General features: G+C 61.8%; 21 protein-coding genes. 11 read left to right on the top strand and 10 right to left on the bottom strand.

Annotated features, from left to right (window positions below; all coding sequences use genetic code 11):
• Positions 1–33: 33 nt before the first annotated feature.
• Complete coding sequence (locus ACJO2E_RS19075) at positions 34–483, bottom strand: flavodoxin (RefSeq protein WP_406965967.1); 450 nt, start codon at positions 481–483, stop codon at positions 34–36.
• A gap of 215 nt (positions 484–698) precedes the next feature.
• Between ACJO2E_RS19075 and ACJO2E_RS19080 the strand changes: the two genes are divergently transcribed.
• Positions 699–2,261 carry an inorganic phosphate transporter gene (locus tag ACJO2E_RS19080; RefSeq protein WP_406965968.1) on the top strand — a complete coding sequence of 521 codons (1,563 nt, stop codon included), beginning with the start codon at positions 699–701 and terminating at the stop codon, positions 2,259–2,261.
• Between the two features lie 153 nt (positions 2,262–2,414).
• Positions 2,415–2,681: a hypothetical protein gene (locus ACJO2E_RS19085; protein ID WP_328190112.1), complete on the top strand. Its 267-nt coding sequence runs from the start codon at positions 2,415–2,417 to the stop codon at positions 2,679–2,681.
• 210 nt (positions 2,682–2,891) lie between these two features.
• On the opposite strand, the gene panP is transcribed toward ACJO2E_RS19085, so the two are convergent.
• The 3 genes from panP to ACJO2E_RS19100 all read right to left on the bottom strand — a co-directional run bounded on the left by panP (position 2,892) and on the right by ACJO2E_RS19100 (position 6,779).
• Positions 2,892–4,562 carry a pyridoxal-dependent aspartate 1-decarboxylase PanP gene (gene panP, locus ACJO2E_RS19090; protein ID WP_406965970.1) on the bottom strand — a complete coding sequence of 557 codons (1,671 nt, stop codon included), beginning with the start codon at positions 4,560–4,562 and terminating at the stop codon, positions 2,892–2,894.
• Positions 4,563–4,738: 176 nt separating this feature from the next.
• Entirely contained in the window at positions 4,739–5,080 is a 342-nt protein-coding gene (locus tag ACJO2E_RS19095; protein ID WP_406965971.1) for a DUF503 domain-containing protein, read from the bottom strand.
• On the bottom strand, positions 5,073–6,779 hold the full coding sequence (locus ACJO2E_RS19100) for an isovaleryl-CoA dehydrogenase (RefSeq protein WP_406965972.1): 1,707 nt from the start codon (positions 6,777–6,779) through the stop codon (positions 5,073–5,075). The genes ACJO2E_RS19095 and ACJO2E_RS19100 overlap by 8 nt, the downstream gene beginning before the upstream one ends.
• A 292-nt stretch (positions 6,780–7,071) precedes the next feature.
• On the opposite strand from ACJO2E_RS19100, the gene ACJO2E_RS19105 reads away from it, so the two are divergent.
• From ACJO2E_RS19105 to ACJO2E_RS19120, 4 genes are all read left to right on the top strand, one after another.
• Positions 7,072–7,290, top strand: a complete 219-nt coding sequence (locus tag ACJO2E_RS19105; protein WP_406965974.1) for a hypothetical protein — start codon at positions 7,072–7,074, stop codon at positions 7,288–7,290.
• Between the two features lie 171 nt (positions 7,291–7,461).
• Positions 7,462–8,472 carry a porphobilinogen synthase gene (hemB, locus tag ACJO2E_RS19110; protein ID WP_406965976.1) on the top strand — a complete coding sequence of 337 codons (1,011 nt, stop codon included), beginning with the start codon at positions 7,462–7,464 and terminating at the stop codon, positions 8,470–8,472.
• Position 8,473: 1 nt separating this feature from the next.
• Positions 8,474–10,609 (top strand): polyphosphate kinase 1, encoded by a 2,136-nt coding sequence (gene ppk1, locus ACJO2E_RS19115; RefSeq protein ID WP_406965978.1) that lies wholly within the window; start codon positions 8,474–8,476, stop codon positions 10,607–10,609.
• A 112-nt stretch (positions 10,610–10,721) separates the two neighbouring features.
• A complete protein-coding gene (locus ACJO2E_RS19120) occupies positions 10,722–12,026 on the top strand; it encodes a DUF945 family protein (RefSeq protein WP_406965980.1) in 1,305 nt (434 codons plus the stop codon).
• A 127-nt stretch (positions 12,027–12,153) separates the two neighbouring features.
• Here the strand turns inward: ACJO2E_RS19120 and coaD are convergent, their stop codons facing one another.
• Entirely contained in the window at positions 12,154–12,633 is a 480-nt protein-coding gene (gene coaD / locus ACJO2E_RS19125) for a pantetheine-phosphate adenylyltransferase (protein ID WP_406965981.1), read from the bottom strand.
• 34 nt (positions 12,634–12,667) lie between these two features.
• Positions 12,668–14,113, bottom strand: coding sequence for a coniferyl aldehyde dehydrogenase (locus tag ACJO2E_RS19130; RefSeq protein ID WP_406965982.1), 1,446 nt, complete (start codon positions 14,111–14,113; stop codon positions 12,668–12,670).
• Positions 14,114–14,296: 183 nt separating this feature from the next.
• On the opposite strand from ACJO2E_RS19130, the gene ACJO2E_RS19135 reads away from it, so the two are divergent.
• Positions 14,297–14,980 carry a TetR/AcrR family transcriptional regulator gene (locus ACJO2E_RS19135; RefSeq protein WP_406965983.1) on the top strand — a complete coding sequence of 228 codons (684 nt, stop codon included), beginning with the start codon at positions 14,297–14,299 and terminating at the stop codon, positions 14,978–14,980.
• Positions 14,981–15,122: 142 nt separating this feature from the next.
• Here ACJO2E_RS19135 and yihA read toward each other — a convergent pair whose 3' ends face one another.
• Positions 15,123–15,740: a ribosome biogenesis GTP-binding protein YihA/YsxC gene (yihA, locus tag ACJO2E_RS19140; RefSeq protein WP_406965984.1), complete on the bottom strand. Its 618-nt coding sequence runs from the start codon at positions 15,738–15,740 to the stop codon at positions 15,123–15,125.
• Between the two features lie 207 nt (positions 15,741–15,947).
• Between yihA and ACJO2E_RS19145 the strand changes: the two genes are divergently transcribed.
• The 3 genes from ACJO2E_RS19145 (at position 15,948) to ACJO2E_RS19155 (ending at position 18,320) form a co-directional block, all read left to right on the top strand.
• Positions 15,948–16,556 carry a c-type cytochrome gene (locus ACJO2E_RS19145; protein WP_406965985.1) on the top strand — a complete coding sequence of 203 codons (609 nt, stop codon included), beginning with the start codon at positions 15,948–15,950 and terminating at the stop codon, positions 16,554–16,556.
• A gap of 203 nt (positions 16,557–16,759) precedes the next feature.
• Entirely contained in the window at positions 16,760–17,398 is a 639-nt protein-coding gene (locus ACJO2E_RS19150) for a thiol:disulfide interchange protein DsbA/DsbL (RefSeq protein ID WP_406965986.1), read from the top strand.
• 61 nt (positions 17,399–17,459) lie between these two features.
• The gene (locus tag ACJO2E_RS19155; protein ID WP_406965987.1) at positions 17,460–18,320 is read left to right on the top strand and encodes an endonuclease/exonuclease/phosphatase family protein; all 861 of its coding nucleotides are present in this window, start codon (positions 17,460–17,462) and stop codon (positions 18,318–18,320) included.
• A gap of 99 nt (positions 18,321–18,419) precedes the next feature.
• Here ACJO2E_RS19155 and rpmG read toward each other — a convergent pair whose 3' ends face one another.
• The 3 genes from rpmG to radC form a co-directional block, all read right to left on the bottom strand.
• Entirely contained in the window at positions 18,420–18,575 is a 156-nt protein-coding gene (gene rpmG / locus ACJO2E_RS19160) for a 50S ribosomal protein L33 (RefSeq protein WP_328189573.1), read from the bottom strand.
• Between the two features lie 11 nt (positions 18,576–18,586).
• A complete protein-coding gene (gene rpmB / locus ACJO2E_RS19165) occupies positions 18,587–18,823 on the bottom strand; it encodes a 50S ribosomal protein L28 (RefSeq protein ID WP_328189572.1) in 237 nt (78 codons plus the stop codon).
• Positions 18,824–19,054: 231 nt separating this feature from the next.
• Positions 19,055–19,729: a RadC family protein gene (gene radC / locus ACJO2E_RS19170; protein WP_406965988.1), complete on the bottom strand. Its 675-nt coding sequence runs from the start codon at positions 19,727–19,729 to the stop codon at positions 19,055–19,057.
• A 133-nt stretch (positions 19,730–19,862) separates the two neighbouring features.
• On the opposite strand from radC, the gene coaBC reads away from it, so the two are divergent.
• Positions 19,863–21,065, top strand: a complete 1,203-nt coding sequence (coaBC, locus tag ACJO2E_RS19175; protein ID WP_406965989.1) for a bifunctional phosphopantothenoylcysteine decarboxylase/phosphopantothenate--cysteine ligase CoaBC — start codon at positions 19,863–19,865, stop codon at positions 21,063–21,065.
• The last annotated feature ends 22 nt before the right edge of the window (positions 21,066–21,087 follow it).

The raw sequence follows: 21,087 nt of genomic DNA on the forward strand, positions 1-21,087 counted from the left end.
CTCGTCAGCCAGCCAGAAGGACATTACGAGCCCTCAGCTTACCTGGTCGATCCAGTCCTTCACCCAGGGCAGGGCTTCCTCCTCCGGCTCCATGGTTTCCATGGCATCGATTCTCAGGGTCTCCCCCACCTTGCGGGCGGCCACTTCCTGGAAGGCTTCCTCCATCAGTTCACCTGCGCCACAATAGGTGTCGCCGTAGGAGCTGTCACCCAGCACGATGATGCCGAATGGCCGGCCTTCCTGCATGGGCAGTTTGTCGCGAAGCTCGACATAAAAAGGTAGCAGGTTCTCGGGGATTTCGCCCTGGCCGGTGGTGGAGGTGCATACCAGGACCGGGCCGGAGGTCTCTGACAGATTCTCAAGTGTGGGCTTCTCATGGACGGTAATGGACACCTGATCTGACGCCAGCTCCTCCCTGATCCTGCGGGCGGTCATCAGAGCCCCGCCAAAAACGCTGCCTACGAGAATCTGGATATCGGTCATGGTGCCCTTGCCTCCGGGGAAGTGGTCGAAAGGCCGCTATGGTAGCGATGGCGCCCTGTACCCTCAACCGGTGGTTGTCCGGTCCGGGAAGCAGGCGGCGCCAACCGCGTCGTGGACTATACTCCCGGGCGTATCCCGGCAGAAATATTTCAATTCCGTGTCAGAAATTTTATAGTGCCGTCCACCAATCAATTCGCTGCATTGAGAAACCCGATATGGCGCAATCAACCGGTTTTACGGATCAGGTCCTCACCAGCCCGTCGACGGAACGATATCGCATCGGCATCAGCCTGTTTTTCCTGGTCATTGTTGGTCTGGTGGTTGGCCAGATCGGCGGTGATATCCCCAACAAGTCCCTGCTGATTGCCGCGTCGGTCATCGCCGGCTACATGGCAATCAACATTGGCGCCAACGATGTTGCCAACAACGTGGGGCCGGCGGTGGGTTCCGGGGCCATTTCGCTGTTTGCCGCAGTGATGCTGGCGGCGGTGTTCGAAGCCGCCGGGGCGCTCATCGCCGGTGGGGACGTGGTGTCCACCATCAAGGGCGGAATCATCGCGCCAGAGCGCCTGGACGATGTATCCAGCTTCGTCTGGCTGATGACGGCGGCGCTCCTGGCAGGGGCGCTGTGGTTGAACGTGGCCACCTGGATGGGGGCGCCGGTCTCCACCACCCATTCCATCGTGGGCGGCGTCCTCGGTGCTGGTATCGCCGCTGGCGGCTGGGGCATCGCCGACTGGTCGGTGATGGCCAAGATCGCCGCCAGTTGGGTGATTTCCCCGGCCCTGGGCGGTCTGATTGCGGCCCTGTTCCTCTACGCGATCAAGAAGACCATCCTCTACCAGGGGGACCTGGTGGCCAGCGCCCGCCGCTTTGTGCCTCTGCTGGTGGCCATCATGGCCTGGGCCTTTGGCACCTACCTGATGATCAAGGGCGTGAAGAAGGTTATCAGCGTGGATTTCATGGGGGCCGCGCTGGTGGGGCTGGCGGTGGCCGTTGCGGTGTTCCTGCTGGTCCGCGCCCGGGTCAGTCGCCGTGCGGCCACCATGGAGAATAATGCCGACGGTGTGAATGCGCTGTTCGTGTGGCCGCTGATCTTCGCCGCCGGCCTGCTCAGCTTTGCCCACGGCGCCAACGATGTGGCCAATGCCATCGGTCCGCTTGCTGCCATCAACGATGCCCTGGCGGCGTCCAGTATCGTCTCTGACGCCAGTATTCCCCTGTGGGTGATGATGGTAGGGGCCCTGGGCCTGTCCGTGGGTCTGTTGCTGTTCGGTCCTCGGGTGATCAAGGTGGTGGGTTCCGAAATCACCGAGCTGGACAAGACCCGGGCCTTCTGTGTGGCCCTGTCCGCGGCCCTGACGGTGATCCTGGCCTCCCAGCTCGGGCTGCCGGTCAGCTCCACCCATATCGCCATCGGCGGTGTGTTCGGGGTGGGTTTCCTGCGGGAATACCTGAAACGCAGCTACGCCAGTCAGATCCACTCCATCCTGGAGAAGCATGACGATGTGGAGCGGGAGCGGCTGCAGCCGTTCCTGGATGATTTCCGCAACGCCAGTGTGGAGGAAATGGAGGCGCTGCTGAAGGAGGCCCGCAAGCACAAGCAGGAGATTCCGCTGTCCAAGAAGGAGCGCAAGCGCCTGAAGAAGATCTACCGGGAGGAACTGGTCAAGCGCTCCCACCTGATCCGGATTGCCGCGGCCTGGGTCATTACCGTCCCGGTATCCGCGATACTGGCGGCCATTCTCTACTTCACCGTTCGCGGTGTCATGGTCTGATACGCCCGTATCGATCCTGAGCGCCCTCCCTTCCGTCGAGACCGGCAGGAAGGAGGGCCGGGTTTATGCTTTCCCATTAACGACTGGTCGCCGGTGTGGGGTATCCTGCATACTCTTGGTGATACCTTTCCCTGAACCTGTCCGGAGATGTCTATGAGTACAGCAACTGAGAGCCGTCAGGCGAAAGTGATTGATGAGATGCGGGTCTTCATCAAGAAGGTTCTGAGTGATCCCACGGTGGCCGTCAAGTGTGTGGAGGTGGCCCGCAAGCACCGGGGCAAGCCGGATGCCCATCAGCTGATGGCGGATGAGATCAGTGCCTCGACGACGGTCCGTATTCCCGAGAACTGGAGTGAGGCGGACAAGATCTTCCTCGAAATCCTGGATGATGTGCTGGATGACGAGGAAGCGCTTTACTGATTCTTTGTCAGGGTCAGCCTGAGGGTTTTGGTGCAGGGCCGGGCAGGTGCGGTTTTTCCGCCGCAATTCACGGCCCATCCCTGGACCGGCCTTGCTCCGGGCCATCCATGGCCCTGCTCCAAAACCACCCCTCACCTACCCGACCTTACGAAGTCCGCGTTAGCGCTGGCTGATCAGCTCGCATCAAATTGGGTTTGCGCCAGCCTGCAATCAGGCCCTCTTCGCCACCGGTCCCGCCAGCACAGCTTCTGTGTGCTGGTGCAGAATATCCATCTCATCCTTCAGCCCCGGCTCGCCGGCCAGCACCTTCTGCTCGTCCAGGATGTCATTGAGGATCTCTTTGGTGGTCAGCGGGTTGGCCAGCACCACCCGGAAGACGATGCAGGGGAACTTGCTGTAGCGGGCCGGCTCCAGCCGCGTCCGTGACACAAACGCCTTGCCCCGTTCCCGCTGGGTCTTCTGGATGTACTTGGTGACCCGGTTCAGGCTCATGTTGATGCGCTCCGCCTGGATCGGATCGGCGGCGGCCAGGGCCTGCTGGACCCGGGCCGGGCAGTAGCGGTAGGTGAGGATGTTCAGCTCCGGCGCGGTCACCAGCTCGAAATCCGGATGCTCGGTGATCATCTCCGCGAAGGTGCGGGCCTTGTCGATGCCCTGGTTGATCAGGATCTCATAGCCTTCCCGGGCCAGGATTTTGAGGCCCGAGTGGATCAGCATGGACATGCCCGGTCGAGAGCCTTCCAGGGTGTTGCTGCCCAGGTCCCGGGAGCCCTTGCGGATAATGTACTGGGCATGGTGCTCCACGGCGCTGGCCATGGTGGGATCGCGGAAGACCACCAGGCCCACGCCCATGGGCACGTAGAGCTGCTTGTGGGCGTCGAAGGTCACGGAATCCGCCTTCTCGATGCCCCGCAGCAGGGGGGCATGTTGCCGCGAGAACAGGGTGGGACCTCCCCAGGCGGCGTCCACGTGGAAGTGGGCACCGAATTCCCGGGCCACGTCCGCCATGGCATCCAGCGGGTCTATGTTGCCGGTCTCGGTAGTGCCGGCAATGCCGCAGATGGCCATGATCTTCACTTTCTGGCGCTGCAACTCCAGGCACTTGTCTCGCAGGTCGTCGATCTGGATGCGGTTATCGTCGTCCGTATCGACAGGTATCAGCGCGTCCCGGCCCAGGCCCAGCACGTCGGCGGCCTTGCGCAGGGAATAGTGACCACGGCGAGAGACCAGGATGGCCGCCCCATCGTGGCCATAGTACTTCAGCGCCCGGAACAGGCCTTCCTGGTGCAGGCCGCGGAAGCTGCCCTCCGCCGGGAAGGCCCGGTTGCGGGCTACCCACAGGGCGGTCAGGTTGGCAACGGTGCCGCCGGAGCACATGGCCCCCAGGGCGTGGCGGGGGTCGTGCATCCACTTGCGGTAGTAGGCGCCGTCCTGCTGATACACCAGCCGGTGGATCATGCCCAGTACCTGACGTTCCATGGGCGTGAACGCCTTGGAGGTTTCCGTTTTCACCAGGTTCTGGTTCAGGGCAATCATGATCTTGGACAGCGGCAGCATGAAGTAGGGCAGTGCCGAGGTCATGTGCCCGATAAAGCTGGGGGAGGCCGTGTGCACGGAGTTGGCCACCAGCTTGTCCAGCAGGAACTGGGCCTGCTCGGATACGAAGATGGGCTTTTCCGGAATGGCGGAGTCGGAGAAGTTCTTCTCCACCTCGCTGAGGTCACGCTCCACCGCAACAATATGCTCCTGCAGGAAACCGGCAAGGTTACCCGAGATATTCTGGTCAATCCGGCTCAGGGTGGATTCGGGGGCCTCGGGTACGGTAAATACCCGATACATCGCCTCTACCGACGCCTGGGCTGACTTTTTCTTACCGGTCATACGCGCCACGCAGTCTGTGGTATCCCCGGGCGTATCTTCCTGTCGCCCGGAGACTCTACGGAACTTTTATCAGGGGCGTCGTATCCTCGCCCCAGCACGGGTCCGTGGTCAGGGCCGCGTAGTATACGGCGTCATGCCATTGGTTGCCAAGCGAACAGTCATATCCGCACTGGCCCTTATAGCAGCTCCCGGTGTACCTCGAGTACCGGCGCGTCGATGCGTTGCTCGATCGCCTTCTCCACCTGGTCGAGCCGGGCGGTGAGCTGCTGTGAGGTGCCGCCGATGGCAACAATGCTCCACACGGCACTGTCCAGTGTCTCATAGTCTCCGGTTTCTGCCACGGCCAGGTCCGGCTCCCGGCCCCAGATCGCCCGCATGGGCGTGAAGACCTTGCGTTTGGCCTTCAGGTCCTCGACGCCGTAAAGCTGAAAGTGCAGCGTGACGATGCCGATATGGGGTGTAATGCTGGCGGGAGCGGCTTCCCGCTCTGCCAGCAGTTTTCGAAATGCATCAGACATGGGGGGTTGCCCGGTCCACGATGGCTTTCGCGTCCACGCCGCTGGGCAGGGCGCCGATGTTGTGGATGCCCCGGCTGTCGATGCGGGACGCGCAGTAGGCATCGGACACGGCCGCCGGTGCGTTGCGGATCAGCAGTGAGGCCTGCAGCGAGACCGCCAGGCGGTCCACCAGATCCCGGGCCTGGAAGGCGATCTGTTCCGGGTTGCCCATGGCGCCGCTGAAATCCTTCGCCAGCCGGTCCACGAATCCATCGAAACGGCGGTCGCTGCCCCGGGCCTGGTTCACCTCTGCCAGGAAAGCATCCAGGCTCTCCGGCGACTTCTGCAAGGCCCGCAGGGTATCCAGGCACTGCACATTGCCGGAGCCTTCCCAGATGGCGTTCACCGGGGATTCCCGGAACAGTCGCGGCATGATGCAGTCTTCCATCACCCCGCTGCCGCCAATGCATTCCATGGCCTCGTAGGCATGGTTGGGAGTGCGCTTGCAGATCCAGTACTTGCCCACCGGGGTGGCCAGTCTCAGGAACAGTTGTTCCTGCTCGTCGTTGCCGGCGTCCAGGGCCCGGGCGACGCGCATGGTGTAGCTCATGGCCGCCTCGTTCTCCAGCGCCAGGTCCGCCAGTACGTTCTGCATCAGCGGCTGGTCGCTGAGCCGGGCACCGAAGGCGCTGCGGTGATGGCAGTGGTGCAGGGCCTGGGCGGCGGCCTGACGCATGCCCGAGGAGCTGCCGATCATGCAGTCGAAGCGGGTCATGGCCACCATTTCGATGATGGTGGGCACGCCACGGCCTTCCTCGCCGATCATCCAGCCCAGGGCGCCCCGCAGTTCCGCCTCGCTGGAGGCGTTGGCGACGTTGCCCATTTTGTTCTTCAGACGCTGGATCTGCCACGGGTTCTTGGTGCCGTCAGGACGCCAGCGGGGCATCAGGAAACACGACAGACCACCCGGGGCCTGGGCCAGCACCAGGAAGGCGTCGCCCATGGGCGCGGAGACGAACCACTTGTGCCCCACCAGTTCATAGGCCTGGCCGGAGCCTTCCCTGCCGGTGGGAATTGCCCGGGTGGTATTGGCGCGTACGTCACTGCCGCCCTGTTTCTCGGTCATGGCCATGCCGATGGTCACGGAGCGCTTCTCGGAATCCGGCACGTTACGGGGATCGTAGCTGCAGTCCAGGATCTTGGGGGCCCAGGTTTCCGCCAGTTCCGGCTGCTTCATGATGGACGGCATGGAGGCAAAGGTCATGGTAATCGGGCAGCCGTGGGATGCCTCCACCTGGGTGTGCAGATAGTACTTGGCCGCCCTCGCCACATGGGCGCCGGGACCGGGCTTCTGCCAGGGGCTGCTGTGCAGGCCGTGCTCGGTGGCCAGTCGCATCAGCTCGTGATAGGCAGGATGGAAGCGGACTTCGTCGATACGGTGACCGAAGCGGTCATGGGTCTGGAACGTGGGCTTGTTGTCATTGGCCTGGAAACCCAGTTCGATGATATCGGGGCGGCCGGCCAGGGCGCCAAAGTCCGTCAGTTCCTGCCGGGCCCAGCTTGCGCCCTCGCGCTCAATGGCTTCCTGGAGGGCCCTGTCCTGCAGGAACAGGTTGTAGTTTTCCAGTGCCGGAGGCTGGTTGAAGACCTCGTGGGTCTGGGCCAGCCACTGGTCGGGAGTGAATCCGGACTTGGCGGGGGTTGGCTGTTTGGCGTTCATGTTAATGCCTCTCGGGGGTAACCAATTGTCTTTATTATAAAAATTTAAGGGAGCAGGCTTTCGTTCCGGCTGGTTACAAAAAGTTACAAAAAGATTTTGCGACATGATAGCGCTGTCATCTTTTACTGATTATAAAGACGCCAAGACGCTCATGCACGCCGTGCTTGTGATCAGCATGGTCAAGAGGTGTCGAACAGGAAACGGCCATCGGACTGCCTGGCTTTTCGGGGCGCGTTTCATTGAGCACGGGGGGCAGTGACGGGCTCCCGATTTTCGCTGATGGAGGCTAGCCATGAGTGAATTGGATGAAAACAGCCTGGAGCCGGCGGGCGGCTGGAACGAGATGGAAGACGATCATTCCATCGCCGGTCGTGCACGGATCCGGGCCCAGCTTGAAGCGGATATCCAGGCGTTCCTGAACGGGGGAGGCCGGATCCAGCAGGTCGACACCAGTTTCCGTAACGACGCCCCCCGCAAGGTCGAGGTGGGTTTCAACAACCGCAGTTTCTGATCAGGTCCGGGCGTTGCTGGCGATTGTCGGCAACGCCCCGCCCGCTGTTTTCCACGTCCGGCCGCTCCTGTGTCGCGGGGGACGATCCGCACTCTTATGTTTCAGGTCATGCCCCGGTAACATCGTGATGTGTATGATAGTCCGTTAAACAGTCCAGTTACGGAGGCTTTCGTGTTCTCACTTCCCAATCGAGGTTATCCCGGCACCCGTCTGCGCAGGAACCGGGTGGACGACTTTTCCCGCCGGCTGGTCAGGGAGAACCAGCTCAGCGTGGATAACCTGATCTATCCGGTATTTGTGCTGGAGGGTAAAGGGCAGCGGGAGGCCGTGCCGTCGATGCCCGGCGTGGAACGCCTGAGCGTCGACCTGCTGCTGGAGCATGCCCGCGAGGTGCATGACCTGGGCATTCCCGCCATTGCCCTGTTCCCGGTGGTGCCGCCGGAAAAAAAGGACCTGGATGGTTCCGGAGCCTGGGATACCGACGGCCTGGCCCAGCGTGCCACCCGCGCGCTCAAGGAACAGTTTCCGGCACTGGGCGTGATTACCGACGTCGCGCTGGATCCGTTCACCACCCATGGCCAGGACGGCATCCTTGATGACAACGGCTACGTGCTGAACGACCGCACCGTGGAAGCCCTGGTGAAACAGGCCCTGTCCCATGCCGAGGCGGGCGCCGACGTGGTGGCACCGTCGGACATGATGGATGGCCGGATTGGCGAGATTCGCCAGGCCCTCGAGCAGGCCGACCGGGTGAACACGCGGATCCTGGCCTATTCCGCCAAGTACGCCTCTTCCTACTATGGCCCGTTCCGGGATGCGGTGGGCTCGGCCGGCAACCTGGGCAAGGGCAGCAAGGAAACCTACCAGATGGACCCGGCCAACAGCGACGAGGCCCTGCATGAGGTGGCCATGGACCTGGCCGAAGGTGCCGACATGGTGATGATCAAGCCCGGCATGCCCTACCTGGACATCGTCCATCGGGTGAAGACCGAGCTGAAAGTACCCACCTTTGTCTACCAGGTCAGCGGCGAGTACGCCATGCACATGGCCGCCGCCCAGAATGGCTGGCTGGATGGCGACAAGGTAATGATGGAAAGTCTCATGGCCATGCGCCGGGCTGGTGCCGACGGCATCCTGACCTACTTTGCGGTGCGGGCGGCACGCCTGCTCAAGGGAGGTTGATATGAGTATGGAACAGGTACCGGAGGTCGGGAAGGTGGGCGAAGTGGCTGCGGTACCTGAACCGGTGGAGGTGCCGGAGCAGGTGCTGGACCTTACCGCCCGGGAAAACTATTTCAACCGCGAACTGAGTCATCTGCAGTTCAACTACCGGGTGCTCAAGCAGGCTCTGGATGAACATCATCCGCTGCTCAACCGCCTGATCTTCTGCTGTATTTTCAGCAGCAACATGGACGAGTTCTTCGAGATCCGCGCGGCCGGCCTGCGTCAACAGATGAAATATGGCCGCGAGATGGTGGGGCCGGACGGTATGCTGCCGGAGCAGGTGCTGCAGGAAATCAGCCAGGTGGCCCACGAATACATTTCAGAACAGTACGATATCCTCAACAAGGTCCTGATTCCGGAAATGGAGCGGGAGGGTATCCACTTCGTGCGTCGCCGCGACTGGACCCCGGCCCAGGCGGAGTGGGTGCGCCAGTACTTCGAGGATGAGATCCTGCCGGTGGTCAATCCCATCGGGCTGGATCCTTCCCACCCGTTCCCGCGACTGGTCAACAAGAGCCTCAACTTCATTGTCGAGCTGGACGGCAAGGATGCGTTCGGCCGGGAGACCGGCATGGCCATCGTACCGGCGCCCCGGTCATTGCCCCGCCTGGTGCGCCTGCCCGATGACGTCTGTGATGGCGGTGATAATCTGGTGTTCCTGTCGTCCATGATCCACGCCCACGCCGATGAGCTGTTCCCGGGCATGGAGATCAAGGGCTGTTACCAGTTCCGCCTGACCCGCAACGCCGACCTGGAACTGGAGGACGACCTGGAAGACCTGGCCTCGGCGCTGCGCGGCGAACTGCTGAGCCGCCGCTTCGGCGACGGGGTGCGGCTGGAGGTGGCTGACAACTGCCCCGAGGAACTGATCCAGTTCCTGTTGCGGCAGTTTGGTCTTACCGAACGGGATCTGTACAAGGTTCATGGCCCGGTCAACCTGACCCGGCTGATGGCCGTCAGTGGGCTGGTCAACCGGCCGGATCTCACCTATCCGGGGTTCTCGCCGGCGGTGCCCAAGCCGATCCGCAACAACGAGGTGATTTTCGACGCCATCCGCAAGCAGCCGATCCTGCTGCTGCATCCCTACGAGAGCTTCACGCCGGTGGTGGATTTCCTGCGCCAGGCCGCCAAGGATCCCCAGGTGCTGGCCATTCGCCAGACCCTGTACCGCACCGGGGCCGACTCGGAGATCGTCGAGGCGCTGATGGATGCGGCCCGTCGCGGCAAGGAAGTGACCGCGGTGATCGAGTTGCGCGCCCGTTTCGACGAGGCGGAGAACCTGGAGCTGGCCAGTCGCCTGCAGGAATCCGGGGTGGTCGTGGTGTACGGCGTGGTGGGGTACAAGACCCACGCCAAGATGATCCTCATTGTGCGTCGCGAGGAAGGTCGCCTGAAGCGCTACGTCCACCTGGGGACCGGCAACTACCACGCCGGTAACGCCAGGCTCTATACCGACTACAGCTACCTGTCCGCCGATGATGCCCTGTGCGACGACGTCAACAAGCTGTTCCAGCAGCTTACCGGTATGGGCAAGGCCCTCAAGATCAAGAAACTGTTCCACGCGCCTTTCACCCTGCACCGGCGGCTGATCGAGATGATTGACCGGGAAGCCGGCTTCGGCAGCGACGGTCGCATCATCTTCAAGTTCAACGCCCTGACCGATCCGGAAGTGATGCTCGCCCTGTACCGGGCCTCACAGGCCGGTGTGAAGATCGACCTGATCATCCGTGGTATCTGCTGCCTGCGTCCGGGGGTGCCGGGGCTGTCGGAGAACATCCAGGTGCGCTCCATTATCGGGCGCTTCCTGGAGCACACCCGTGTCTACTGGTTCGGCCACAATGGCAAGCCGGAGGTGTACTGCTCCAGCGCTGACGGCATGGTCCGTAACCTGGTAAACCGGGTCGAGGTGGCCTTCCCGGTGGAAGAGCGCAGCCTGGTCAACCGCCTTGAGGAAGACCTGGATGCCTGTTTACGTGACAACTGTCAGAGTTGGGTCTTGCAGCCTGATGGACGTTACCTGCAAAATCAGCCCTCACCGGAGGAGGAGCGCTTTGCGTCCCAGTCGGTCCTGCTGGACCGGCTAAGTGCCAAGTGATCCGGCGCCGGTTTCGCAGCCCGTTCACGAGGAAACGGGCGGGATCAGTAAACAGGGAGGTTTGAACGGTGCCACCGCGCCCGGGCTGACTCCCTGAATTGGAGTACAGGACATGAAAAAAACATGGATCATCGCCGGCGGCGTGGTCGTGGCGGCAGCGGCGGCTGCCCCATGGGCCGTGGGAATGCTGACGGAACAGCAATGGCAGGCAGCGACCGGGGACTTCAACCAGGCCCAGCCCCTCTTTATCATGGAAACGGCGGAGTATGACCGGGGTTACCTGGAGTCCACCATCACGGGCCAGCTCTATGTGGTGGACCCGGATACCGGAGAGCGGCATGCCATCGGCTGGACGGGCGATGTCTCCCACGGCATCACCAGCAGCACCATCCTGTTCAACTTCGACCTGCCCGAGGACGAGGAGTTCGAGAAGGTCTTCCCGGACGAGAAGCCAACCCTGACCGTCACCACCAGCGCCTGGGGTTCCTCCCTGGTGGAACTGGATGTGCCGGCCATTGATTACATGGACGAGGAAGCCGGTGAATCCCTGAATGTTTCCCGGAGCTATTCCACCCTGGAGTTCAGCGCTGGTGGCGAGCAGATGAATCTCGACATGCAGTGGCCCGGGCTGGTGCTGCGGACCCCGGATATGCGCCTGTCCATGGAAAACCTGGACATGGAACAGCAGGCCACTCTGTTGACGGGGCAGTTGTGGACCGGTGAAGGCAGCATGACCGTGGCCAAGGTGTCCGTCGCCGCCCGGGATGAGCCGGAGGTCGTGCTGGAAGGCCTGGAGGTTGTCTCCGATACTGAGGCGGTGAATGATGACCAGTCATTCAACCTCGACAGCACCATGACCCTAGACAAGGTCAGCTACGGCGATGAGGGCTATGGTCCCCACAGCTTTGATTTCCGGATGCAGGAGGTGGATGTCGCCGCCTGGAACGAACTGATGGAAGCGGCCCAGGCGATGCAGGAGCTCAGCATGGCCTCCGGCGACGATCCCCAGAAGGCTTTCCAGCAGCAGATGCAGGCCACCATGGCCATGACGGGCGGGTTGGAGAAGCTGATGGCCCGGGGTCTGACGGTGGTCACCGATATGGATATTTCATCGCCGGAGGGACCGGTGACCGGTCACCTGAAAGTCGCCCATCCGGAGCAGCCGGACAAGGACCGGGTGCCGTTCATGCTGATCGCCCAGACCATCGAGGGCGAGATGAACCTGAAGATCCCCGTGGCACTGGGAGAGCGCTATCCGGAGCTGGGAGATCAACTGATGCCCATGGTGATCCAGGGCGCCCTGGTGGAAGAGGGGGACTTCTACGTGATGGATGCCTCTTTGAAGGACATGACAGTCAACCTCAACGGTCAGGAGATGCCCATCCCCATGCCGGGAACCTCGCCGATGCTGCAGTAAGGTATCACCGGTCACAAAAAACCGGAGCCCGCGGGCTCCGGTTTTTTTATGCCTGACAGGCCGCGGTCAGGCTATTCGCCGGTAATGATCAGGGCCATGGGTGGTTACCTGATGGAAGGCTCACAGCTTACTTGGCGAACTTCGCCCTGAGAGCCTCGTGCACCACCGGTGACACGAATTCCGCCACGTCACCGTCCAGGGAGGCAATCTCCCGGATCAGCGACGAGGAAATGTACGACAGGTGGTTGGACGGTGTCAGGAACACGCTCTCCACTTCCGGGGCCAGGTGACGGTTCATGTCCGCGAGCTGGAACTCGTACTCGAAATCGGACACCGCCCGCAGGCCGCGCAGCAGCACAGTACCGTTCTGCTCGCGGACAAAATCCGCCAGCAGGTTGTTGAAACCCACCACCCGGATGTTATCCAGATGAGCGGTGGACTCTTCCGCCAGACGAACCCGTTCCTCCAGGGTGAACAGCGGGTTCTTCTTGGAGCTGTGGGCAACGGCGATCACCACCTCGTCAAACAGCCGCCTGGCCCGCTCCACCAGATCGGTGTGGCCGTTGGTGATGGGGTCAAAGGTTCCCGGGTAGATAACCGTTGTCATGGCGTACTCCTTCTGGTTTCAGAGGCCCGAGATACTAGCGAATAAAGAACCGATAGACCAGTTTGTGCAGGGGGCCGCCGTGGGGCGGATACACCAGCTTGCCGCTGTTGAGCTTCTGCTTGGCGAACACCGCGCGGCTGTGGGAGAAGGTCAGGAAGCCTTCCTTGCCGTGGTAGTGCCCCATGCCGGAGTCCCCGATGCCACCAAAGGGCAGGTCATCCTGGGCCACGTGCAGCAGCGAGTCGTTGATGCAGACGCCGCCGGAATGGGTGCCCGCCAGCAGGCGCTTCTGCTCGTCCCGCTCGTAACCGAAATAGTACAGGGCCAGTGGCCGCGGACGGCTGTTGATGTAGGCCATGGCGTCTTCCAGTCCCTTGCTGGGCACCACCGGCAGGATCGGGCCGAAGATTTCGTCCTGCATCACCTTCATGTCGTCGGTGGGGTTGAGCACCAGGGTGATCGGGATCTTGTGGCAACCGTCCTCGAAGGACTCCCCGGCCGGGTTTACCTCCACCAGTTGTGCGCCCTTGCTGCGGGCGTCCGCCAGCAGTTCCCGGAGGCGCTGGTACTGACGCTCGTTGATGATGCTGGTGAAGTCCGGGTTGTCCCGCAGGGTGGGATACATGCGGCCCAGGGCATCCTGGACGGCGTCCACGAAGGCGTTGACCCGGTCCGAGGGGCACAGCACATAGTCCGGCGCCACGCAGGTCTGGCCGGCATTGAACGCCTTGCCGAAGGCGATGCGTTCGGCGGCATCCTCCATGGGCACGTCATTGGAGATCACTGCCGGGGACTTGCCGCCCAGTTCCAGGGTGACCGGCGTCAGGTTCTCGGCCGCTGCTTTCATCACCAGTCGGCCCACGGTGGTGGAGCCGGTGAACAGCAGGTGATCGAAGGGGCGACCGGAAAAGTCGGCGGCGACGTCGGCCTCGCCATTGACTACTGCAACCAGGTCCCGGGGGAAGGTGGTCTCCACCAGGTTGGCCAGTAGGGCAGAGGTGTGGGGAGTGAATTCCGACATCTTGATCATGGCCCGGTTGCCCGCCGCCAATGCTGCCACCAGTGGCCCTATGGCCAGGTACAGGGGGTAGTTCCAGGGTACGATAATGCCCACCACGCCCTTGGGCTGGTAGAAGACCTTGTTGCTCGCCGGCTGGAACAGCACCGAGACATGCCGGCGGTCCGGCTGCATCCAGTCCTTGAGGTGCTCCATGGCGTAGTTGATGCCCTGAATGGACGGCATGATCTCCGCAATCAGGGTTTCATCCCGGGAGCGACCGTTGAAGTCCTTGTCGATCGCCTCGCAGAACTGCTCCTGATGGGCGATCAGGGCCTTCTTGAGGCGCAACAGGTTGTCCTTGCGCTCACTAAGGGTCGGTAACGGGTTGCGGCTGAAGGCCTGTTTCTGTTCGGCCAGTATCCTGGCGGTGAGCTGGATCTGTTTCTTGCTCTCGTTCATCGGGACGACGGTGGCGCTCATGATAGGATCCTCGGCGAGATGGTTCGACGCGGGCAGTCCACCTTCAGACAACCACGGTACCCTTGAAAGGTCTGAGAAAGGTCTGCGACTGATTAGAGTTTATACTCCAATTCGTACCGGAATAAATCCGGGATTGCCAGTGGTCCCCTGAAAAATCATTTGCGCCGGAAATCAGACCAGACAATGTCAGCATCCTCGCCGAAAAATACCGGGAATACCCGGGACCGGATTCTCCAGGTGGCCCTGGACAGCTTCAACTGCCAGGGTGAACGCAATGTGTCCACCAACCATATAGCGGCCGACCTGGGTATCTCCCCGGGCAATCTCTATTACCACTTTCGTAACAAGGCCGACATCGTCTACCAGCTATTCCGGCAGTATGAGTCCCTGGTGGATAGCTATCTGAAGGTACGGAGTGGCAACGCCCTGACAATCGATGACCTGGTGTTCTACCTGGAGTCGGTGGTGGATGGCCTCTGGCGGTTCCGCTTCCTGCATCGGGAGCTGGCGTTCCTGCTGGAGAACGACGACCGTCTGCGACGTGAGTACCGGGCCTTTACCGCACGCTGCCTGGTGGCCATTGAAAACATCCTGCACGGCCTGATCCGGGGTCGGGTGCTGCAGTCGCTGTCCGATGAATTGCGCCAGGCCCTGGCCCTGAACATCTGGCTGGTGATCACCAACTGGATGGCGTTCCTCAAGACCACCAATGAAAGCCGGGAACTGGTGCTGGCGGAGGTGCGCCAGGGCATCTATCAGGTGTTGACCCTGCACCTGCCCTACCTGGATCCGGCCCACCGGGACGAGGTGCTGATCCTGAGGGACCGATATCGGCCGGATATGCCCTGGGCCATGTCCGGAGAGTGATGTGACAGGAACTTTACGGCGACAGGGCGGTCATACTCCATACCGGCAACCACGGACGTGCCGGTAAGAGACTCAGGTCTCAGTACGTCGCAAACCCTGACGATTCCCGACCGGGACTTCCGGTCGGGTTTTTTATGGCGGGTTACCCCTCCAGCCAGCCGGTCAGGCCATTACGGCACTCTTCCAGGCCGGTTTTGGTGGTTGCCGAGAACATGATCAGGTGGTGCAGACACTGCACATCTTTCAGCGCCTGCCGGATACCCAGCATGGCGGTCTTTGCCTGGCCGAACTTCAGTTTGTCCGCCTTGGTGGCCAGGATCATCAGCGGCAGATTGTTATGTTCGCACCATTCCACCATCATCTGGTCAAAGTCGGTCAGTGGGTGCCGGATATCCATCACCAGGACCAGTCCCGCCAGGCTGCGCCGGTCAGTCAGGTAGTGGCTCAGGTGCTGCTGCCAGTCGTCCTTCATGTCCCGGGACACCTTGGCGTAGCCGTAGCCGGGCAGGTCCACCAGCCGGCAGTCGGCCCGGTTCAGCGAGAAGAAGTTGATCAGCCGGGTGCGGCCGGGCGTTTTGCTGGTGCGGGCCAGCTTGCCATTGGCGGTGATGCAGTTAATGGCGCTGGACTTGCCGGCGTTGGAACGACCGGCGAAGGCGACCTCGCGACCGCTGTCCGGTGGGCAGTCCGTTAATTGCGCGGCGCTGACCAGGAAGCGGGCACTGTTGTAGGAAATCGGCTTGGGTGTTTCAGTGGTCACGAATACGTCCTGAATGACACGGGTAAAGGGCGGGTGGCTGCAAACAGGGCCATGGCATTTATTCATGGGCTCCTTAATGTATAATGCTACACCAATTTCCGGACGGTGCGCAGGGTACCACGGCCAATGGCCCACCAGTCGGGGCTTTGCCCGGCTCTGCCGGCGGCACGAAGAATAATGTTTCTGATGAGAGATAGCGGAGCGAGCATGAAAAAACTGATCGCAGGTGTGGTTCTCGGCCTGGGCCTCTCCATGACAGCCCATGGCGCGGGAGATCCTGAAGCAGGTGAGGCAAATGCTGGTGTTTGTGCGGGCTGTCACGGGCAGAATGGCGCGGCTCCGGTTATGGCGGTGTATCCGAAACTGGCGGGGCTGGGGGAAACCTACCTGGTCCAGCAGTTGCGTGCCATTCGCGACGGTGATCGCGAGATCGCTGAAATGACCGGCATGCTGGACGATATGAGCGACGAGGACCTGCAGGATCTGGCGGCTTACTTCGACCAGACCGAGATGCCCGTCAGTCAGGCCAGCGAGGAAAACCTGGAGCAGGGGCGTAGCCTCTACAAGGGGGGCAACCTGGCCTCCGGTGTGGCCGCCTGTGCCGCCTGTCACAATCCCGAGGGCAAGGGCAACGGCCCTGCCGGCTACCCCCACCTGGGTGGCCAGAGTGCCGAGTACGTGATCAAATCACTGAAGGCGTACCGGGACGGTGAGCGGAACGGGGCGCCCCAGTCGCAGATCATGGTGGACATTGCCTCCCGTCTGACGGATACCGAGATCGAGGCCGTGGCCAACTACATTTCCGGTTTGCACTGATCGTTTTCCGATCAACGGTTGCCCGGAACAAAGCCCGCCTTGTGCGGGCTTTTGCGTTTCTGACATCCTGTCGGTGCTGTAAGGGTCACTGGCTGGACCTGAAGGGGCAGCATGGCATAATCCGTGGCAGATGAACCTTTTGCCGGTGAGCCTGTCTCACGCAAGTCCATGAAACAACCAAAAAACCAATCCAGAGGTGCTTGATGGGTATTTTCCGATCTCTTGCCGCCGGCGTTATCGCCGCGACCGTCGCTTTCTCCGCTTCAGCCCAGGATCAATGGGTGGAAGGCGAGCACTATGAACGCCTGCCCACTGAGGTATCCGCCTCCTCTGGTGAGGGAATCGAGGTGGTTGAGGTGTTCTGGTACGGCTGCGGCCACTGCAACGACTTTGAACCCTTCATGCAGGCCTGGAAGAAAGACCTCGGCGATGACATCAACCTGGTTCTGCTGCCCGCACCGATGAACAAGGCGGCCGTTCAGCATGCCTACGCGTATTATGCCACTGAGGCGATTGGTGCCACCGACAAGACCCATGGGGCCTTTTATACAGCGCTGGCCGAAGAGCGCCAGAATCTGACCAGCGCGTCCGCCCTCGCGGACTTCGTGGAGACCCAGGGGGTTGACCGGGAAGCTTTCCTCAAGGCCTTTAACAGTTTCGGGGTCAAGGCCCAGGTGCAGCGGGGTATGTCGGTACTGCGGGGCGCCCAGGTACGCGGTACCCCCACCATGCTGGTGGCGGGGAAGTACAAGACCGGACCCGGCATGACCGGTGGTCATGCGGAAACCCTGGAAGTCGTGGACTACCTTATTGAGAAGGAGCGTAGCGAAAGCACCGACTAACGACGACCTGGCCGAGCGTGGACGCCTGGCCCGGTGTCAGACTGTTTCCGGAGCCTGATCAATGTATCGTAGGTTGAAACATGGGTTCAGTAACATCTCTGGCCGCGCCTCGCCCTCGGGCGGGGCCTGCTCGGGTATGGATCATGTGCCGGATTTCGAGCCCCATCGCCATATCCGCCTGCTGACCTTCAATATCCAGGTGGGGATCAACACCGCCTCCTACCATCACTACGTGACCCGTAGCTGGCAGCATGTGCTGCCCCACCGGGGGCGTATCGATAACCTGGACCGTATTGCCAGCCTGCTGCGCAGCTATGACGTGGTGGCCCTGCAGGAGTGTGACGGCGGCAGCCTGCGTAGTGGCTACATCAACCAGGTCCAGTACCTGGCCGAGGCCAGTGGCATCCCCTACTGGCGCCAGCAACTGAACCGTAACCTGGGGCCGGTGGCTCAGCACAGCAATGGCCTGCTCAGCCGTTTCCGTCCGCTGGATGTGACCGAGCACCGCCTGCCCGGGCTGCTGCCTGGGCGGGGGGCCATTATCGCCCGTTTCGGCGATATCGACGATCCGCTGGTGCTGGTGATCATGCACCTGTCCCTCAGCAAGGCCGGCCAGGCCCGGCAACTGGCCTATGTCCACGAGCTGATCGCGGACTATCGGCACGTGGTGCTGATGGGAGACCTGAACAACCATGCCGAGGAGCTGCTGACCAACACCCCCCTCAAGCATGCCAACCTGATTCCCCTGCCGGATACCGCCCACAGCTTCCCAAGCTGGCGACCGGAGCGGGCGCTGGACCATATCCTGGTAAGCCCAAGCCTGGAAATCCGCAACTCCGAGGTGGTGAGCTATCCGGTGTCCGACCACCTGCCCATTGCCATGGATATCGCCCTGCCCAAGGGCTATCTGAAGACCTTCTGAGTTTACAGGGAGGGTGCTCGGGGCGATTCCTGACATCACTTCAAATGCCGGGCACAAAAAAACCCGGCCGGGGCCGGGTTTTTCCTGAAAGCAAAGACCTTACTTGATCTTGGCTTCCTTGTACTCAACGTGCTTACGTACCACCGGATCGTACTTTTTCATAGCGATCTTTTCCGGGGTGTTACGCTTGTTCTTCTTGGTCGTGTAGTAGTGACCAGTACCTGCTGATGAAACCAGCTTGATTTTCTCGCGCATGATGCGGCTCCTTATACTTTCTCGCCGCGGGCACGAAGGTCGGCCAGCACAGCGTCAATGCCTTTCTTGTCGATAACACGCATACCCTTGGTGGATACACGCAGCTTTACGAAGCGCTTCTCAGACTCGACCCAGAAGCGGTGGTTCTGCAGGTTGGGCAGAAAACGACGCTTGTTGTGGTTCATCGCGTGAGAAACGTTGTTACCGGTTACCGGTCGCTTACCGGTTACCTGACAGACTCTGGACATGTTTGCCTCCGACCTGAGCGTTGGTCCTGAATACGAAATCGTTTGTAAAGGAGCCTCTGAAAAAGGGCCTGATCTCCCTTTTCAGAGACTCCGGTATCGGGTCTCTGGTTGCGGTACGTGCCTGCATATTGCACGGTGCTCGCCAGACGCCGCCAGAAAGGGACGCTTTTATACCAGATGAGCACCCCTAACGCAAAAAATTGTTGGGAAATTGTGCAGCTTCCCGGCGGATCACATCAGCCCCCGTTCCGCCAGGGAGATCACCTCGCCATGGCCCACAACCATATGATCCAGAACCCGAATGTCCACCAGACCCAGGGCGTCCTTCAGCCGTCGGGTCAGGGAAATATCCGACTGACTGGGTTCGGCAATCCCTGACGGGTGGTTATGGGCGAAGATCACCGCCGCCGCATTGAAGTCCAGGGCGTGGCGAACCACCTCCCGGGGATAGACCGCGGCACCGTCAATGGTGCCACGGAACAGCTCCTGATAGCGGATCACCCGGTGCCGGTTATCCAGGAACAGGCCAGCGAACACTTCATGGGGCTGGGTACCCAGCCGGCTACGCAGGTAGCGGCGGGTATCCTCCGGTGACGTCAGCGGATCCCCCTGGCGCACTGGTTCGTCCATGACCCGCCGGGCCATCTCCATGGCCGCCTGTACCTGGGCGTACTTGGCGGTGCCCAGCCCCTTGACCCGACAGAAGCCTGTATGGGAGGTGGTCATCAGGCCTCGCAGGCTGCCGAATTCATCCAGCAGGTGACGAGCCATGGCCATCACCGGCATGCCGGCAGTGCCGGTGCGCAGGAAAATGGCCAGCAGTTCCGTGTCAGAGAGGGTTTCCGGGCCGTGGGCCAGCAGCCGTTCCCGGGGGCGTTCATCCCGGGGCCATTGAGTTGTTGTCATGACGTTCCCTGTGTGATGTCGATGCGTCCTGCATGGGCAGTGAGTTTAACATGTCCGTCGCACTGTCGGGGAGATTCCGGCAATGCTATCTTAGGGACCGTTTCAGCGGACAGTGGTAGACGACGGAGATCACATGGCCAATCCAAACATCCTGCTTGGCATTACCGGCGGTATTGCGGCGTACAAGAGTGCGGAGCTGGTCCGGCTGCTGAAGAAAGCCGGCTACCAGGTCCGGGTCGTCATGACCCGGGGCGCCGAGGCCTTTATCACGCCCATGACCTTCCAGGCCCTCAGCGGCGAGCCGGTACGCACGTCACTGCTGGATCCGGAGGCGGAGGCCGGCATGGGGCACATCGAGCTCGCCAAGTGGGCGGACCGGGTCGTGGTGGCGCCGGCATCGGCGGATTTCATGGCCCGGCTGGCCCAGGGTATGGCGGACGACCTGCTGGCCACCGTCTGCAGTGCCACCGAGGCACCGATTGCCCTGGCGCCGGCAATGAACCAGGCCATGTGGGGTAATCACCGTACCCAGCGCAATGTCGGCCTGCTCCGGGACGACCCCCAGGTTACCCTGTGGGGGCCGGATCAGGGCAGCCAGGCCTGTGGTGATGTCGGCCCCGGTCGGATGCTGGAGCCGGAAACCCTGCTCGGTCTGATCGAGCAGACCGTCAGGAGCAGCGGGCAGGGTGGGCCGCTGTCGGGCCGCCGCGTGGTGATCACCGCCGGCCCCACCCGGGAACCCATAGACCCGGTGCGCTATATCACCAACCACAGCTCCGGCAAGATGGGCTATGCCATTGCCGAGGCCGCAAGGGCGGCCGGTGCGACGGTCACCCTGGTCAGCGGCCCGGTCGCCCTTGCTGCCCCCGCTGGTGTGGAAGTGGTGCCGGTGGAGACCGCCGAGGACATGTTGCAGGCAGCCTCCGCGGAAGTGGACCGGGGGGCCGACCTGTTTATCGCTACCGCCGCCGTGGCGGATTACCGTCCCGCCGACCGGGCCGGGCAGAAGGTGAAGAAATCCCATGAAACCATCGCCCTGGAACTGGTCCGCAACCCGGATACCCTGGCCACCATCGCGGCCAGACCGGACGCCCCGTTTACCGTGGGGTTCGCCGCGGAAACCAACGATGTCGAGCAATACGCCACCGACAAGATGAAGCGCAAGAAGCTGGGCATGATCGTCGCCAATGACGTGTCCGTACCGGGCATGGGGTTCAACAGCGACCAGAATGCGGTCACCGTGTTCTGGCCCGGTGGCCAGCAAAGCATCGGCCCCACCAGCAAGCACGAGATCGCCAGGACGCTGGTTGCGCTGATTGCCGACCGACTGGCCTGACCGAAAACCTGAACACCATCCG

The organism is Marinobacter shunpengi (assembly GCF_045449695.1).
Classification (GTDB): domain Bacteria; phylum Pseudomonadota; class Gammaproteobacteria; order Pseudomonadales; family Oleiphilaceae; genus Marinobacter.

Bases quoted from the DNA above. Each gene is read 5' to 3' on its own strand.
- ACJO2E_RS19075 (WP_406965967.1), bottom strand. From the start codon at position 483: ATGACCGATATCCAGATTCTCGTAGGCAGCGTTTTTGGCGGGGCTCTG.
- ACJO2E_RS19080 (WP_406965968.1), top strand. From the start codon at position 699: ATGGCGCAATCAACCGGTTTTACGGATCAGGTCCTCACCAGCCCGTCG.
- ACJO2E_RS19085 (WP_328190112.1), top strand. From the start codon at position 2,415: ATGAGTACAGCAACTGAGAGCCGTCAGGCGAAAGTGATTGATGAGATG.
- panP (WP_406965970.1), bottom strand. From the start codon at position 4,562: ATGACCGGTAAGAAAAAGTCAGCCCAGGCGTCGGTAGAGGCGATGTAT.
- ACJO2E_RS19095 (WP_406965971.1), bottom strand. From the start codon at position 5,080: ATGTCTGATGCATTTCGAAAACTGCTGGCAGAGCGGGAAGCCGCTCCC.
- ACJO2E_RS19100 (WP_406965972.1), bottom strand. From the start codon at position 6,779: ATGAACGCCAAACAGCCAACCCCCGCCAAGTCCGGATTCACTCCCGAC.
- ACJO2E_RS19105 (WP_406965974.1), top strand. From the start codon at position 7,072: ATGAGTGAATTGGATGAAAACAGCCTGGAGCCGGCGGGCGGCTGGAAC.
- ppk1 (WP_406965978.1), top strand. From the start codon at position 8,474: ATGAGTATGGAACAGGTACCGGAGGTCGGGAAGGTGGGCGAAGTGGCT.
- ACJO2E_RS19120 (WP_406965980.1), top strand. From the start codon at position 10,722: ATGAAAAAAACATGGATCATCGCCGGCGGCGTGGTCGTGGCGGCAGCG.
- coaD (WP_406965981.1), bottom strand. From the start codon at position 12,633: ATGACAACGGTTATCTACCCGGGAACCTTTGACCCCATCACCAACGGC.
- ACJO2E_RS19130 (WP_406965982.1), bottom strand. From the start codon at position 14,113: ATGAGCGCCACCGTCGTCCCGATGAACGAGAGCAAGAAACAGATCCAG.
- ACJO2E_RS19135 (WP_406965983.1), top strand. From the start codon at position 14,297: ATGTCAGCATCCTCGCCGAAAAATACCGGGAATACCCGGGACCGGATT.
- ACJO2E_RS19145 (WP_406965985.1), top strand. From the start codon at position 15,948: ATGAAAAAACTGATCGCAGGTGTGGTTCTCGGCCTGGGCCTCTCCATG.
- ACJO2E_RS19150 (WP_406965986.1), top strand. From the start codon at position 16,760: ATGGGTATTTTCCGATCTCTTGCCGCCGGCGTTATCGCCGCGACCGTC.
- ACJO2E_RS19155 (WP_406965987.1), top strand. From the start codon at position 17,460: ATGTATCGTAGGTTGAAACATGGGTTCAGTAACATCTCTGGCCGCGCC.
- rpmG (WP_328189573.1), bottom strand. From the start codon at position 18,575: ATGCGCGAGAAAATCAAGCTGGTTTCATCAGCAGGTACTGGTCACTAC.
- rpmB (WP_328189572.1), bottom strand. From the start codon at position 18,823: ATGTCCAGAGTCTGTCAGGTAACCGGTAAGCGACCGGTAACCGGTAAC.
- radC (WP_406965988.1), bottom strand. From the start codon at position 19,729: ATGACAACAACTCAATGGCCCCGGGATGAACGCCCCCGGGAACGGCTG.
- coaBC (WP_406965989.1), top strand. From the start codon at position 19,863: ATGGCCAATCCAAACATCCTGCTTGGCATTACCGGCGGTATTGCGGCG.